This is a genomic window from Rhizobium sp. GCM10022189 (assembly GCF_042656325.1).
In the GTDB taxonomy this organism is placed as follows: Bacteria; Pseudomonadota; Alphaproteobacteria; order Rhizobiales; family Rhizobiaceae; genus Rhizobium.
Genome location: NZ_JBHSOR010000008.1, coordinates 145,619 through 159,327, shown reverse-complemented (window position 1 = coordinate 159,327; position 13,709 = coordinate 145,619). Strand labels below are relative to the sequence as shown.

The following is a 13,709-nucleotide window of genomic DNA, read 5'->3' as shown; positions in this document are numbered from 1 at the left end:
TGCCGGGCAATGTCAGGGTAGCGCGACAGATGTTTCGACGGAACGGTGTTTGTTCATCCAGTCGGCCGCGACCTGGATGCCGCCGAGCGGAAAGATATGCAATCGGCTGACGAGACTTTCGGGCCTTCTTGCCTTGTGATCGGCGAGGGCGGCGACGAGATCGGTCGGCTCATAGGGCAGCAGCAGTTTCGTCATGTCCATGGCGCGTTTCTGCAAAACCTTCATGGAAGGGCCGATGCCGCAGGAGACTGCATATTTGATCAGGGTCTGCAGCCTTGCCGGGCCGGCAATGCCGACATGGATGGGCATGGTGACACCGGCCGCCTGGACGCGCTCCGCCCAGTCGATGACGGGCTGAGGATCGAAGGTGAATTGGGTGGTGATGGCAAGTTCGGCATCGGTTCGGGAGGCGAAATCCTGCTTCCAGAGCAGCGCCTGATCGGCAAGGGCGGTCGATCCGTCCGGATCGACCTCACGGCTGCCTTCCGGATGGCCGGCAAAATGCAGGTGGGTGAAGCCGTGGTGATCGAAAAGGCCCGTCTCGATCAATTGCATGGAACTATGGAAATCGCCTGCCGGTGCTGTCCGGCCGCCGCCCAGCAACAGCGCCTGGCGGACGTCGGCTTCGCCGCGATAGCGCTCCAGCCAGTTTGCCAATGTGCCGATATCGGGAATGCTGCGGGCCGGTATATGTGGCATGACCGCAAAGCCTTGCCCCGTCAGCCTCCTTGCCGTTGCCAGCATGTCCTCTATCGGCGTGCCATCGAGGTGGGCGATGTAGACGCGGGTTCCAGGCGGCAGGAGAGGGCGGAAGTCGTCGATCTTGGCGGCGGTGCGCGGCATGACCTCGATCGACCAGCCGTCGATCATGTCTGCGAATTCCGGCTCCGGCGCGCTTACCCTGGACTTGCCGGCGAAATTCAACAACGCCATCGCATCGCTCCCTTTGATGCTCTTCCACTCCCCTCGAAATGTATACATCACTGGATTCATTTCAATCAAGAAGAGTCGATTTTGCCTATAAAATGCGAAAATCTGCATGCTGCGCAGATGTGAGGTATTCATTTTGTCGAGAAGAATTGACTGATCTGCGGAAATGCGGCTTGCGCGCCAAAGTCTCATCTGGCAGTCTGCTTCCCGGAGGACGTGCAGGTTTCGTGGAGGAGGCCGGCACGGGAACATTGGCATGACATTGGCCGGGCCTTACCCGGCGCAGGCGCTGAAGTGCTTGAATTGCCGGCTCGTTCGAGCCCGCAAACCGTCTTCATGTCTCAAGGAGGAGCAGCAATGAATCTCATGACCAAGCCGAAGTCCGTGCTGCATGCGCCCGAGAAATTCTTCATCGGCGGCGAATGGGTGAACCCGCTTTCGGACCGGATGCTCGATGTGGTCTCGCCGGTCACCGAAGAACTGATGATGCGATATCCCGAAGGTTCGGCCGAGGATATGGATGCGGCGGTGGCTGCCGCCCGTGACGCCTTCGACAACGGCCCCTGGCCGCGGCTTTCGCCTCGGGAGCGAGCCGGCTATCTGCGCAAGGTCGCAGAAAATATCACCGAACGGCTGGACGAGATCGCTGAAGCCTGGACGCTGCAGGTCGGGGCGCCGATCATGCTGACGAAAAAGCTGGTGCCGCAGAACGCGACACTCTTCAACTATTACGCCGATCTGATCGACGGCAACTCCTACAGTTTCGTCGATGAGCGCACGCGCGCCGATGGCGGCAAGGTGCGGGTCGTCAAAGAACCGGTCGGCGTGTGTGCTGCGGTCACGCCCTGGAATGCGCCGATGGTGCTTTTGAGCTACAAGATCGCGGCGGGTCTGGCGGCGGGCTGCACCTTCGTTTCCAAGCCCTCGCCGGAAACCCCGCTGGAGGCCTATATCCTTGCCGAATGCATCGAGGCGGCCGGCCTGCCGAAGGGTGTCTTCAACCTTGTCCCGGCGGGACGCGAGGCGGGTGATTATCTGATCCGCCACAGGGGCGTCGACAAGGTGGCCTTCACCGGCTCGACGGCGGCGGGCAAACATATCGCGGCGGCCTGCGCCGAGCGCCTTGCCCGTGTCAGTCTGGAGCTTGGCGGCAAATCGGCGGCGCTTCTGCTCGACGATGCCGATTTCAGGCAGGCGCTGCCGAGCCTGATGGTCTACACCATGCCGATCACCGGCCAGGTCTGCTTTTCGCTGACGCGTATCCTCGTGCCGGAGACGCGCAAGCAGGAATTCCTCGACCTTTTCCTGGGTGCGGTTTCCAACATCAAGGTCGGCGATCCTTCCGATCCCGCTGTGCATATGGGGCCGCTGGCGATGGGCCGTCAGCTGGAGCGCGTGAAGGCCTATATCGATGCCGGCATCCGGGGTGGCGCGACGCTTGCCTGCGGCGGCGGTCGTCCGGCCGGGCTGGAAAAAGGCTTCTATGTCGAGCCGACCGTCTTCACCGATGTGACGCCGGCCATGAAGATTGCCCAGGAGGAAATCTTCGGGCCGGTTGTTTGCGTCATCAGCTACAGCGACGAGGAGGACGCGATCCGCAAGGCGAATGACAGCGCCTATGGCCTCAACGGCGCGATCTACAGTGCCGATCCGGAGCGCGCCTATCGCGTCGCGCGCCGTATCCGCTCCGGTGGTCTGACGATCAACGGCAATATCGTCGATCCGACCATGCCCTTCGGGGGTGTCAAGGAATCGGGGCAGGGCCGCGAAGGCGGGATCGAGGGCCTCGACAATTACATCGAGCTGAAAACCATCCATTTCGCCTGAGTGCCGGCGGGGACGGACGGTCGCCGGAGAGGGGCTTTGGCGGCCGTCCTTTCAGGTCGGCTCCGGGTCGATCTGTACGCTCAGCTTATGACCCGTCAGCAGAACGAAATTGCCTGCTGCTGCCGGCATTCCTAGTATTTTCAGCGGCAGGCGGGCGTGGAGGTGCGCGCCGGCGAGGAGGATCATCATGAGATATCTGCAAGCCGTCAGGTCCGTCGGCCGGGGTGCCGGCGCATGAGCGAACCCTGCTTCGACGTCGCCCATCTCGGCCATGTGGAACTTTACAGCGACCGTTTTGACGAAAGCCTCGATTTCTTCACGCGGGTCTATGGGCTCACACCCAGCCTGATCGAAGACGGCGTCGCCTACCTGCGCGCCTTCGACGATTACGAATTCCACACGCTGAAGCTCGTGCGCCACCATACGACCGGTGTCGGCCATGTCGGCTATCGCACCTCGTCTCCGGAAGCGCTGGAGCGGCGGGTGAAGGCGATCGAGGGCATGGGATGCGGCATCGGCTGGGTGGACGGCGATGCGGGTCATGGCCGTGCCTATCGCTTTACCGATCCGGACGGCCATGTTTTCGAGCTTTATTACGATACGCATGTCTATGAGGCGCCCGAGGGCGAGCGGCCGGCGCTGAAGAATATCGCGCAGCGCTACCACGGCCGCGGCTGCTGCCCGCGCCGGCTCGATCACCTCAACCTGCTGGCATGCGATGTGCGGGCAATCCGCGATTTCATGACGAAAGCGCTCGGCAGCCGGGTGACGGAGCAGATCCAGCTCGATAATGGCAGGCTCGGCGGCTGCTGGTTCACGGTCAACAACAAGACCTACGATATCGCCTATTCCGAGGACCATACCGGCGCGAAGGGCCGGTTCCACCACGTTACCTATGCTGTCGATCAGCGCGAGGAAATTCTGCGTGCGGCCGATATCTTCCTGGAAAACGGCGTTCATATCGAAACCGGGCCGCACAAGCACGCGATCCAGGGCACCTTCTTCCTCTATGTCTGGGAGCCTGCCGGCAACCGCGTCGAACTCGCCAATGCCGGTGCGCGGCTGATCCTCAGGCCCGACTGGCCGACCGTCACCTGGACGGAAACGGAGCGCAAGAAGGGCCAGGCCTGGGGCCTGAAGACGATCGAGACATTTCACACGCATGGCACGCCCCCCGTGGCGAGGAAGGACTAGTTCATGGCGAAGACGGCCTTGGTCATCAGCGCGCATTCGGCGGATTTCGTCTGGCGCTGTGGCGGCGCGATCGCGCTGCATCAGGAAAAGGGCTACGAAGTCACTGTCGTCTGCCTGTCCTATGGCGAGCGCGGCGAGAGCGCCAAGCTCTGGAAGAATGCCGGAATGACGCTCGAAAAGGTGAAGGCGGCGCGGCGCGTCGAAGCGGAAAATGCCGCGCGGGCGCTCGGTGTGCATGACATCCAGTTCTTCGATCTCGGGGACTATCCGCTGGTCGTCGATCAGGAGGCAAAGTTCCGGCTGGTCGACGTGATCCGTGCCGTGCAGCCGGAATTCATGCTCAGCCACTCCAGGTGGGACCCCTATAATACCGACCATATGTACGCGACACAGGTCGCGCTTGAGGCACGGATGATCGCGCAGGCCTGGGGGCATAATCCAGGCGAGAAAATCCTCGGCGCGCCGCAGCTCTATCTCTTCGAGCCGCATCAGACCGAGCAGATGGAATGGAAGCCCGATGTCTTCCTGGATATCTCGCCCGTCTGGGAGAAGAAATGGGCGGCGATCCAGTGCATGGAGGGACAGGAACACCTCTGGCACTACTACAAGAATGTCGCCGAAAACCGTGGCAACCACTTCATGCGCAATTCCGGCGGGCAGTCGGGCGGCCGCAAGGCGACGCATGCCGAGGGCTTCCAGTCGGTCTTCCCGCGAACGGTGGATGAACTCTGATGGCGATCGTTGTCCGGAACATCGAACGGGCGGAGCGGTCCGTCATGGATCGCCTCGCGGCTTGCGGGGTGGCGACCGTGCACGAGGCGCAAGGTCGAAAGGGGCTGCTTGCGAGCTATATGCGACCGATCTATCCGGGCGCGAGGATCGCGGCGAGTGCCGTGACCATATCCGCGCCTGCGGGCGACAACTGGATGGTGCATGTGGCGATCGAGCAGATCAGGGAAGGGGACCTCTTGCTGCTTGCGCCGACCAGTCCCTGCGAGGACGGATATTTCGGCGATCTCCTGGCGACGTCGGCCATGGCGCGCGGTTGCCGCGGGCTCGTCATCGATGCGGGCGTGCGCGATGTCGCAGATCTCAGGGAGATGAAGTTCCCTGTCTGGTCCAGGGCGATTTTTGCTCAGGGCACGGTGAAGGAGACGCTGGGCTCGGTCAATATTCCCGTCGTCTGCGCCGGGGCGCTCGTCAATCCGGGCGACGTTGTCGTCGCCGATGACGACGGGGTCTGCGTCGTGCGGCGGGAAGAGGCGGCAGAAGTCGCCGACAAGGCCGAGCAGCGTGTTGCGGCGGAAGACGACAAACGCCGGCGGCTTGCTGCCGGCGAACTCGGGCTCGACATCTACAAGATGCGCGAGCGGCTGGCACAGAAGGGGCTGAAATATGTCTGACCCCGTTCCGCAGGAAGGCGTGCGCTGCATGTGGATGCGCGGCGGCACGTCCAAGGGCGGTTATTTCCTGGCGGAGGACCTGCCGGAAGATCGCGACGCGTTTCTGCTTCGCGTCATGGGGTCGCCCGATCGACGGCAGATCGACGGCATGGGCGGGGCCGCTCCGCTGACCTCGAAGGTCGCGGTCGTCAGACGGTCGGAGCGGCCCGGTGCCGATATCGACTATCTCTTCCTGCAGGTCTTCGTCGAGGAACCCATCGTCACCGACGCGCAGAACTGCGGCAATATCCTTGCCGGCGTCGGCCCTTTTGCCATCGAGCGCGGCCTTGTCGAGGCTGGCGACGGGCAGACGGAAGTGCGGATCTTCATGGAGAATACCGGGCAGATCGCCACTGCGAAGATCGCCACGCCGGGTCGCCGCGTGACCTATGCGGGAGAGGCCCGTATCGACGGGGTTCCGGGCACCTCAGCTGCGGTGCCGATCACATTTGCAGAGACGGCGGGTTCGAGCTGCGGGGCGCTTTTGCCGACGGGCCATGCTGCTGACGTCATCGAGGGGATCGAATGCACGTTGATCGACAATGGCATGCCGTGCGTCGTCATGCTGGCGAGCGATCTCGGCATAGAGGGCACGGAAAGACCTGATGAGCTCGAAGCCGACAACGAGCTGCGAACGAAACTCGAGGCGATCCGGCTGAAGGCCGGGCCGATGATGAATCTCGGCGACGTCTCGAAGAAGTCGGTGCCGAAGATGACGATGGTTTCGCGCCCAAGGGCCGGCGGCGCGATTTCGACGCGCACTTTCATTCCCCATCGCTGTCATGATGCGATCGGCGTGCTCGGCGCCGTCAGCGTGGCGACGGCCTGCCTCTTGCCGGAAGGGCCGGCGGCGAAGCTGGCGGTCGTGCCCGATGGCGGCGAGAAACTGATCTCCGTCGAACACCCGACCGGCGAGATGAGCGTGATTGCAACGGTCAGGGATGGGGTCGTGACGGATGCCGCTGTGTTGCGCACCGCCCGCAAGCTCTTCGACGGGTATGTCTTTGCGTGACCGCCGGAATGTTTCGGCGAGCGCGTGGTCCTTCGGAAATGGGAGGTTGGCATGAAGATCGGGTTTCTGGGGTATGGCGAAGCGGCGCGCGCATTCCATGAGGGGCTGGCCCGGCCGGGCCTGAGCTTCGTCGCCTACGACGTCCTGCTCGCTTCCGACGGTACGGCAATGCGCGAGGCGATGCGGATGCGCGGGGCCGGGATCTGCGAGACCATTGCCGGACTTGCGGATGCAGACTGGGTGTTCAGTGCCGTGACGGCGGATCAGAGCCTGCTTGCCGTCGAACCGCTCCTGCCGCATCTGCGCCAGGGGCAGGTGGTCATCGATATCAATTCGGTCTCTCCCGGCAGGAAGCGGGAGACGGCTGCCGCTATAGAAGCGGCCGGCGGCGAATACCTCGACATGGCCGTCATGGCGCCGGTTCATCCGCGCAAGCATCAGACGCCGGTTCTGCTTGCCGGTGGGCCGGCAGAGAGGCTGTTGCCCGAACTTTTCCGTCTCGGGTTCTCCGCCGAAATCGCAGGGACCGCGCCCGGTGCCGCGACGGCGATCAAGATGGTGCGTTCGCTGTTCGTGAAGGGCTTGGAGGCGATCACCGCCGAGGCCCTGCTCGCGGCAAAGGCGTCCGGCTGTTACGACGAAATCCTCTCCTCGCTTTCGGGGTCCTTCCCCGGCCTCAACTGGCCGCAATTTGCCGAATACCAGATGGAGCGCACGACGCGGCACGGCCGGCGGCGGGCCGCGGAGATGCGCGAGAGCGCGGCAACGCTCGAGGCGCTTGGCCTTCGTGGCGGGCTGGCGGCAGAGATCGCCGAGGTGCAGGAACGCCTGGGCGCCTGCGGCGTCGGGCAGGCCAGCGGATTGGAAGAAACCGTCGGGCGCGTGCTGGAATTGCGGTTGAAGGCGCACAGGGCCGAACAGGCGGGCTGATCGCGATCGTGGCCTGGATGAGGGGGCTATGGCGAACAAGCGACCTTCCCTCGTGTTCCGGTCGTTCCCTCCCTTGTTGTGCCAGCCCCCTCATCTGCCCCTCTCCGGGGCACCTCCTCCCGCTGGTGGCGGAACCGAATTTACGGCCTCGGCGTCATCGGATCGCTGATACGCCCGGCCTGGAATGTCGCAGGCAATGGCGTGAGTTCGATCTTTGCCACAATGCCCGCCTTGTTGAAAGGGTCGCCCTCGGCAAAGGCTTTGGCTTCGGCCAGACCTGTTGCTTCCAATATGCCGAAATTGCCGATCGAGGCCCCGCTGGCATCCTGCAGGGCAGAGCCGATCAGCACTGTGGCAAGGCCTTCGCCGCCCGATTGTACCCAGGCGCGATGAGCCGGGCGATGCCGGTCGCGGGCGGCATCCTGTCCCTCGTGATGCAGGCAGCGCATGAGGAAGAAGGCCGGCATCAGGCGGCGTTTTCCAGAACGACCATGCCGGCGCCGGTCATGGAGGCCGGGGCGTGGTAGTGTTTGTGGATGAGGTTGACCTGTTCGTCCATCGCGGCGCGCATGACTAGCCACATGATGAGTTCGGCGCCTTCGGAGCCGAACTGCTCCACATAATCCTCACGGCTCATCGCGCGGTAAGGCTCCGGATTGGCGGCGATGCCATCCAGCCAGGCGCGATCGGCCGCCTGGTTGATGAAGCCGGCGCGCGCACCCTGCAGCTGATGCGACAGGCCGCCCGTGCCGAGGATGACGACCCGCTCGTCGCCCGGCCAGCTTTCGATCGCCTCGCGCAGCACCTTGCCCATTTCCCAGCAGCGCTGCGGTGTGGGGATCGGGTACTGGATCGTGTTCACCCAGATCGGCAGAACCTTGACGGGCCAGCGCTCCGGCCGGCCGAAGAAGAGTTCCATCGGTACCTGCAGGCCGTGATCGACCTCGATCTCGCGGCAGACCAGCGGATCGAAATGGCGCTCGACCAGCCTGTCGACGAAGTGCCAGGAGAAATCGACGGCACCTTCGAAGGCGGGAATGGCCCGCGGACCCCAGCCCTCATCGACCGGCCGATAGCTTTCAGCCACGCCGACGGCAAAGGTCGGCACGCGATCGAGGAAGAAGCTGTTGCCGTGATCGTTGAAGACGACGACGGCGATATCGGGCCGCGCCTCGCGCATCCACTGCTTGCCGGCTTCGTAACCGTCGAAGAAGGGTTTCCAGTCCGGTGTGTCACGCAGGCCCTTGTCGAGCGCTGCGCCGATCGAGGGGACGTGGCTCGTTCCGAGGCCGCCGATGATCTTAGCCATGTCTCTTCTTTCCCAGCCGTTCGTAGAGAAAATCCTCATGCGACATGCCGGCCTGGGCCGCGCCAATCTGCGTGATCGGGGTCGGATCGACAGCGGCGATCTTGAGAATGAAGAACAGGTTGCCGCCGAGGCGCACCATCTCGCGCCAGTCGCGGCTCTTGACCGCGGCCCTTTCATCCTCGCTCAGGGCGAAGCGGGCGAGATAGGCGTCCTCATCGGCCTTGAAGGCTTCGCGGTTGTCCATCTGGCCGAGCGCCATCGCCATCTTGTTCAGCCGGTAGCCGCGGATCGAGCCGGCCCGGTTGAAGAGCGGCGTGTCGGGAATGGCTGTCTTCTCAGGCATCGGCTCCTCCAAATCTGCGTGTCAGCCAGCCGGTGATTGCGGCGGTGACTTCGGCAGGCCGTTCCACGGGTGCGAAATGGCCGGCATCTTCGACAATGACAAGTTCCGTATCGGGTGCCGCGTCGGCGATTTCCTGGTGCTGCGCGAGCGGGCTCCAGCCATCGTGGCGTGCGGCGACAAGCAGGATGGGGCAGTCGAGTTCGGCCATGTAGGCTGACGCGTTCGGCCGGTCGATCAGCGCGCGGATCTGCCGCTCGTGCACGTCGGGGCCGGCCCGCAGCACCATGGCGCGCAGGCCGGCGACCAGTTCCATGTCCGACAGCCGGGCGGGGCTGAGCATCGGCGGCAGCCATTCGTCGGCAAGGTCCTCCATGCTGCGGTGGCCGAGATCGATCATCTGCTGGCGCCTGATTTCTTCGCCATCGCGTTTCGGGTGATGGCCGGTATTGGCCAGCACAAGCCCCTTGACGCGATCCGGTGCGATGCGTGCCATTTCCATGGCGACGCGGCCCCCCATGGAATGGCCCGCTACGATCAGATCGCCCTCGGTGGCGGCGAGAACGCTTTGCGCCATGCCCGATATCGAGGAGGCGTGGGAGATATCGGCCGCGTGCACAGGCATGCGGTGCGCCACGGCGTCGGCAAGCGATGCCCAGACAATGCCGTCGGACACGAGCCCCGGAATGAGCACGAGCGTTGCCATCGATTTTCCTCCCGCAGATCAGACATCACATATGTATACATCATGTCAAGAGATCGGCGAATTCTGTGCCGATAATCGCCGCAGTGAGGAAATTATCCCGCTGTCGTGCATACAATCATATGATAGGATGCCGGCCTGGGGTGGGGTTTTGTATGCGTTCTGGCTGTTATATACATTTAGCCGGGATTGGAGGCGTCGATGAAGCAGAGTGAAGCCGCAACGCATGGCCGTCGCGCCGTCATCGAGTTGCGGGAAAAGATTTTGAGCGGCGAATTGCAGGGCGGCACGCGCCTGTTCGAAGTGCCGCTGGCCGAGGCGCTCGATATTTCCCGGACGCCGGTGCGTGAGGCAATGTCGCGGCTTACGGAGGAGGGGTTGCTCGATCGCCTGCCGAATGGCGGCTTTGTGGTTCGTCGTTTCGGTTTTGCCGATGTGGTCGATTCCATCGAAGTGCGTGGCGTGATGGAAGGCATGGCGGCAAGGCTGGCGGCCGAACGCGGCGTTCCGGTTGATGCGCTCGAGGATATTAAGCAGACGGTGCTTAAGCTCGATGACTGTTTTGGCGAGCAGCTCGATGATGTCGATTTCGATGCCTATTCCGATCTGAACGAGAAATTCCACCATCAGCTTGCCGCGCTTGCCGGCAGCGAGATCATCCGGCGTGAAGTGGAGCGGGCAAGCTCGCTACCCTTTGCGTCCCCTTCGGCCTTCCTGCCGGACAAGGCCGATATTGCCGCGTTTCGCCGTTCGCTGCGTTCCGCGCAGGACCAGCACACGGCGCTCGTCAGCGCGATCGAGGCACGGGAAGGCAGCCGCGCGGAAGCGATCGCCAGGGAGCATGCGCGCACGGCGCGGCGCAATCTTGAATACATTCTTGCAGAAGACCCGACGCTCATCGAACAGATCAGGGGACTTGCGCTGATTCACCGATAATATCGGATAAATCGGGTTTTGAAGGGGCGGCTCGGGCCGCCCTTTTGCGTTTCTGTCTCCTGGAGTAGGATGCTGCCGGCAGAAAATAGGCTTGCAATCCGATCGCATTGGGCATTTCATGTATACATTATCGCATGCCAATGGGAGGACATCAGGTGGCGAGATCGAACCTATCCGAAGTTTTGAAGTCGGCCGGCAATACGGTGGAACTGCTGCGCAATTCCAAGGTCGGCATGTATGTATACCCGGTCGTGGCGGCCGAGTTTTCCAACTGGCGCTCGGAGCAGGCGGCATGGCGCAACTCCGCCGTTCTCTTCGACCAGTCGCATCACATGGACGAGCTGACCGTCGAAGGCCCCGACGCGGAGAAGTTCCTTGTCTATCACGGCATCAACTCCTTCTCGAATTTCGATACGAACCGCGCCAAGCATTTCGTGCCGGTCACGCCGGCCGGTCACGTGATCGGCGACCAGATCATCTTCCGCGAGCGCGAGGACAAGTTCATCCTCGTCGGCCGTTCGCCGACATCCAACTGGCTGATGTTCTGCGCCGCCTACGGCAAGTGGAACGTGCGGCTGAAATATGATCCGCGTTCGCCCTCGCGGCCGGAAGGCGAACGTGTGCTGCGCACCCACTACCGCTACCAGATCCAGGGACCGGACGCCCCGAAGATCTTCGAGAAGATGAATGGCGGGCCAATCCCCGACATCAAGTTCTTCCATGTCGACAGGATCAAGGTCGGCTCGAAGACGGTAAACGCGCTGCGCCACGGCATGTCCGGCGCGCCGGGTCTGGAGATCTGGGGTCCCTACGAGGACAAGGCCTATATTCTCTCGGTCATCCTGGAATCGGCAAAGGCGGCGGGTGTCGATCTCGTGCGCTGCGGCAGCCGCGCCTATTCGACCAACACGCTGGAATCCGGCTGGATCCCGTCGCCGCTGCCCGGCATCTATACCGGCGACGGCATGCTGGCCGCCTATCGCGACTGGCTGGGCGCAGACAGTTACGAGGCGACGGGCGCGATCGGCGGCAGCTTCGTCTCGAGCAATATCGAGGACTATTACGTCAATCCGTTCGAGCTCGGCTACGACTTCTATATCGGCTGGAAGAAGGACGACTTCATCGGCAAGTCGGCGCTCGAAAAGATGAAAGGCAGGACGAACCGCAAGAAAGTGACCTTCGAGTGGAATGCCGAAGATGTCGTCAATGTCATCGCCTCGGCCTTCCGTCCGGGCGAGGATCATTTCAAGTGGATCGACTTCCCGCAGCCGAACTATGCCTCGACCAGCGCCGACAAGATCTTGCGCGACGGCAAGATGGTCGGCATGTCGATGTTCAACGGCTACAGCTATAATGAGCGCTGCATGCTTTCGCTCGGCATCGTCGATGCCGACGTGCAGGTGGGTGACGTTCTGACCCTCGTCTGGGGCGAACCCGATGGCGGTTCCGGCAAGACCTCGGTCGAGCGGCACAAGCAGGCGGAAATCCGCGTGCGCGTTTCGCCCACGCCCTATTCCCGTGAAGCCCGCGAAAATTACGCCGACAGTTGGCGCAGCAAGAAGGGCTGAGTTCCGACACCACCATCCACGGTGTTACCGACGGCGCCCGGGAGGGCGCCGTTTTTTGTGGATTCGTCCCGCCGTCTTGCCTCTAGCCGTCCGCGCGCGGCGGCGCTAAAAACAGCCGCACTTCCCGATCGGCGATCAATCCGATGTCACAATGACAACGCAGATATGCCCCCTGAAAAATCGATTCGAACAAGGATGACAGCAGTGGCACAGGCCCAGCCGCATGAGCGAATTCAATATATCGTCGAGGGCGGCCACCGCCTTGCCGGCGAAATCCATCCAAGCGGCAACAAGAATGCCGCCCTGCCGATCATTGCCGCGTCGCTTTTGACCGACAAGCGGGTGCATCTGACCAATGTGCCGCGTATCCGCGATGTCGAAGCGCTGGTCGAGTTGATCCAGTCCGTCGGTGCCAGGGCACGCTGGCTCGGCCGCAACGAACTCGAAATCGAAGCAAGCGACCTGAAGCCGGCCGATCTGGACCCTGCCCTCTGCGCCCGGATCCGCGCGTCCATCCTGCTTGCCGGTCCGATGCTGGCGCGGTGCGGCGAGATCACGCTGCCGCCGCCGGGCGGCGATGTCATCGGGCGGCGGCGCGTCGATACGCATTTCCTGGCCCTCGAGCAGCTGGGCGCCGAAATCAGCGTCAACGGTTCCTACAGTTTCCGCGCCGCACAGTTGCGCGGCGCTGATGTCTTCCTCGACGAACCCTCCGTCACGGCGACGGAAAACGCGCTCTGCGCGGCCGTTGCCGCCGAAGGCAAGACGATCCTGCGCAATTGCGCTTCCGAGCCGCATGTCCAGGATCTCGCGCATTTCCTCATCGCCATGGGCGCGAGGATCGAAGGCATCGGCACCAACACCATGACCATCCACGGCGGCCAGCCGCTTGGCGGCGCGTCGCATCGCATCGGCCCGGACCATAACGAGGTCGGCTCGCTGATCGGCCTTGCCGCCGTGACCGGTTCCGAGATCGTCATCCGGCGGGCGGGTGTAGAACATCTGCGCTCGACGCTGATGACCTTCGAGCGTCTCGGCATCCGCTGCCGCATCGAGGGCGACGATCTCGTGGTGCCGGCAGGCCAGGAGATGAAGATCCAGCCGGATTTCGGCGGGCATATCCCGAAGATCGAGGACCAGCCCTGGCCGGCCTTCCCGGCCGACACCATGTCGATTGCCATCGTGACTGCCTCGCAATGTGACGGCGTGGTGCTGATGTTCGAGAAGATGTTCGAAAGCCGGATGTTCTTCGTCGACAAGCTGATCGCCATGGGCGCGCGCATCGTGCTCTGCGATCCACACCGCGCAATCGTCGCCGGCCCGTCGAAGCTGCGCGCCGCGCAGGTGGAAAGCCCCGACATCCGCGCCGGCATGGCGATGCTGATTGCCGCCATGTGCGCCGAGGGTACGAGCGTCATCAACAATGCCCAGCAGATCGAACGCGGCTATGAGCGGATCGAGGAGCGGTTGAACGCGCTCGGCGCACGCATCACCCGCGTGCCGCCGCGCGAGGCTTGA

General features: G+C 63.1%; 15 protein-coding genes. 9 read left to right on the top strand and 6 right to left on the bottom strand.

Annotation, left to right across the window (positions count from 1 at the left end):
• Positions 1-12: 12 nt before the first annotated feature.
• Positions 13-933 carry a methylenetetrahydrofolate reductase gene (locus ACFPWW_RS08450; RefSeq protein ID WP_377311360.1) on the bottom strand — a complete coding sequence of 307 codons (921 nt, stop codon included), beginning with the start codon at positions 931-933 and terminating at the stop codon, positions 13-15.
• 354 nt (positions 934-1,287) lie between these two features.
• Between ACFPWW_RS08450 and ACFPWW_RS08445 the strand changes: the two genes are divergently transcribed.
• On the top strand, positions 1,288-2,757 hold the full coding sequence (locus tag ACFPWW_RS08445; protein ID WP_377311359.1) for an aldehyde dehydrogenase: 1,470 nt from the start codon (positions 1,288-1,290) through the stop codon (positions 2,755-2,757).
• 51 nt (positions 2,758-2,808) lie between these two features.
• Here the strand turns inward: ACFPWW_RS08445 and ACFPWW_RS08440 are convergent, their stop codons facing one another.
• A complete protein-coding gene (locus tag ACFPWW_RS08440) occupies positions 2,809-2,946 on the bottom strand; it encodes a hypothetical protein (protein WP_377311358.1) in 138 nt (45 codons plus the stop codon).
• 45 nt (positions 2,947-2,991) lie between these two features.
• On the opposite strand from ACFPWW_RS08440, the gene ACFPWW_RS08435 reads away from it, so the two are divergent.
• The 5 genes from ACFPWW_RS08435 to ACFPWW_RS08415 are packed head-to-tail and all read left to right on the top strand — an operon-like array spanning position 2,992 to position 7,335.
• Positions 2,992-3,951, top strand: coding sequence for a VOC family protein (locus tag ACFPWW_RS08435; RefSeq protein ID WP_377311357.1), 960 nt, complete (start codon positions 2,992-2,994; stop codon positions 3,949-3,951).
• 3 nt (positions 3,952-3,954) lie between these two features.
• Positions 3,955-4,683 (top strand): PIG-L deacetylase family protein, encoded by a 729-nt coding sequence (locus tag ACFPWW_RS08430; RefSeq protein WP_377311356.1) that lies wholly within the window; start codon positions 3,955-3,957, stop codon positions 4,681-4,683.
• On the top strand, positions 4,683-5,354 hold the full coding sequence (locus ACFPWW_RS08425; RefSeq protein WP_377311355.1) for a 4-carboxy-4-hydroxy-2-oxoadipate aldolase/oxaloacetate decarboxylase: 672 nt from the start codon (positions 4,683-4,685) through the stop codon (positions 5,352-5,354). Before ACFPWW_RS08430 ends, ACFPWW_RS08425 begins: the two co-directional genes overlap by 1 nt.
• Positions 5,347-6,405 carry a 4-oxalomesaconate tautomerase gene (locus ACFPWW_RS08420; protein ID WP_377311354.1) on the top strand — a complete coding sequence of 353 codons (1,059 nt, stop codon included), beginning with the start codon at positions 5,347-5,349 and terminating at the stop codon, positions 6,403-6,405. The genes ACFPWW_RS08425 and ACFPWW_RS08420 overlap by 8 nt, the downstream gene beginning before the upstream one ends.
• A gap of 51 nt (positions 6,406-6,456) precedes the next feature.
• On the top strand, positions 6,457-7,335 hold the full coding sequence (locus tag ACFPWW_RS08415) for an NAD(P)-dependent oxidoreductase (RefSeq protein ID WP_377311353.1): 879 nt from the start codon (positions 6,457-6,459) through the stop codon (positions 7,333-7,335).
• 140 nt (positions 7,336-7,475) lie between these two features.
• Here ACFPWW_RS08415 and ACFPWW_RS08410 read toward each other — a convergent pair whose 3' ends face one another.
• The 4 genes from ACFPWW_RS08410 to ACFPWW_RS08395 are packed head-to-tail and all read right to left on the bottom strand — an operon-like array spanning position 7,476 to position 9,690.
• Positions 7,476-7,802, bottom strand: coding sequence for a YciI family protein (locus tag ACFPWW_RS08410; RefSeq protein WP_377311352.1), 327 nt, complete (start codon positions 7,800-7,802; stop codon positions 7,476-7,478).
• Entirely contained in the window at positions 7,802-8,644 is an 843-nt protein-coding gene (locus ACFPWW_RS08405) for a class III extradiol dioxygenase family protein (protein WP_112562999.1), read from the bottom strand. Before ACFPWW_RS08405 ends, ACFPWW_RS08410 begins: the two co-directional genes overlap by 1 nt.
• Positions 8,637-8,987, bottom strand: coding sequence for an extradiol ring-cleavage dioxygenase (locus ACFPWW_RS08400; protein WP_377311351.1), 351 nt, complete (start codon positions 8,985-8,987; stop codon positions 8,637-8,639). Before ACFPWW_RS08400 ends, ACFPWW_RS08405 begins: the two co-directional genes overlap by 8 nt.
• Entirely contained in the window at positions 8,980-9,690 is a 711-nt protein-coding gene (locus tag ACFPWW_RS08395) for an alpha/beta fold hydrolase (RefSeq protein ID WP_377311350.1), read from the bottom strand. The genes ACFPWW_RS08400 and ACFPWW_RS08395 overlap by 8 nt, the downstream gene beginning before the upstream one ends.
• Positions 9,691-9,888: 198 nt before the next feature.
• Here ACFPWW_RS08395 and ACFPWW_RS08390 point away from each other — a divergent pair, with 198 nt between their 5' ends.
• The 3 genes from ACFPWW_RS08390 to murA all read left to right on the top strand — a co-directional run bounded on the left by ACFPWW_RS08390 (position 9,889) and on the right by murA (position 13,709).
• A complete protein-coding gene (locus ACFPWW_RS08390; protein WP_377311349.1) occupies positions 9,889-10,623 on the top strand; it encodes a GntR family transcriptional regulator in 735 nt (244 codons plus the stop codon).
• A 155-nt stretch (positions 10,624-10,778) separates the two neighbouring features.
• The gene (gene ligM, locus ACFPWW_RS08385; RefSeq protein WP_377311348.1) at positions 10,779-12,191 is read left to right on the top strand and encodes a vanillate/3-O-methylgallate O-demethylase; all 1,413 of its coding nucleotides are present in this window, start codon (positions 10,779-10,781) and stop codon (positions 12,189-12,191) included.
• A gap of 204 nt (positions 12,192-12,395) precedes the next feature.
• Positions 12,396-13,709 (top strand): UDP-N-acetylglucosamine 1-carboxyvinyltransferase, encoded by a 1,314-nt coding sequence (murA, locus tag ACFPWW_RS08380; RefSeq protein ID WP_112562989.1) that lies wholly within the window; start codon positions 12,396-12,398, stop codon positions 13,707-13,709.

Coding starts and splice junctions, on each gene's coding strand:
- ACFPWW_RS08435 (WP_377311357.1), top strand. CDS start 2,992: ATGAGCGAACCCTGCTTCGACGTCGCCCATCTCGGCCATGTGGAACTT.
- ACFPWW_RS08405 (WP_112562999.1), bottom strand. CDS start 8,644: ATGGCTAAGATCATCGGCGGCCTCGGAACGAGCCACGTCCCCTCGATC.
- ACFPWW_RS08415 (WP_377311353.1), top strand. CDS start 6,457: ATGAAGATCGGGTTTCTGGGGTATGGCGAAGCGGCGCGCGCATTCCAT.
- ACFPWW_RS08440 (WP_377311358.1), bottom strand. CDS start 2,946: ATGATGATCCTCCTCGCCGGCGCGCACCTCCACGCCCGCCTGCCGCTG.
- ACFPWW_RS08420 (WP_377311354.1), top strand. CDS start 5,347: ATGTCTGACCCCGTTCCGCAGGAAGGCGTGCGCTGCATGTGGATGCGC.
- ACFPWW_RS08450 (WP_377311360.1), bottom strand. CDS start 933: ATGGCGTTGTTGAATTTCGCCGGCAAGTCCAGGGTAAGCGCGCCGGAG.
- ACFPWW_RS08445 (WP_377311359.1), top strand. CDS start 1,288: ATGAATCTCATGACCAAGCCGAAGTCCGTGCTGCATGCGCCCGAGAAA.
- ACFPWW_RS08395 (WP_377311350.1), bottom strand. CDS start 9,690: ATGGCAACGCTCGTGCTCATTCCGGGGCTCGTGTCCGACGGCATTGTC.
- ACFPWW_RS08400 (WP_377311351.1), bottom strand. CDS start 8,987: ATGCCTGAGAAGACAGCCATTCCCGACACGCCGCTCTTCAACCGGGCC.
- ACFPWW_RS08410 (WP_377311352.1), bottom strand. CDS start 7,802: ATGCCGGCCTTCTTCCTCATGCGCTGCCTGCATCACGAGGGACAGGAT.
- ACFPWW_RS08425 (WP_377311355.1), top strand. CDS start 4,683: ATGGCGATCGTTGTCCGGAACATCGAACGGGCGGAGCGGTCCGTCATG.
- ACFPWW_RS08430 (WP_377311356.1), top strand. CDS start 3,955: ATGGCGAAGACGGCCTTGGTCATCAGCGCGCATTCGGCGGATTTCGTC.
- ACFPWW_RS08390 (WP_377311349.1), top strand. CDS start 9,889: ATGAAGCAGAGTGAAGCCGCAACGCATGGCCGTCGCGCCGTCATCGAG.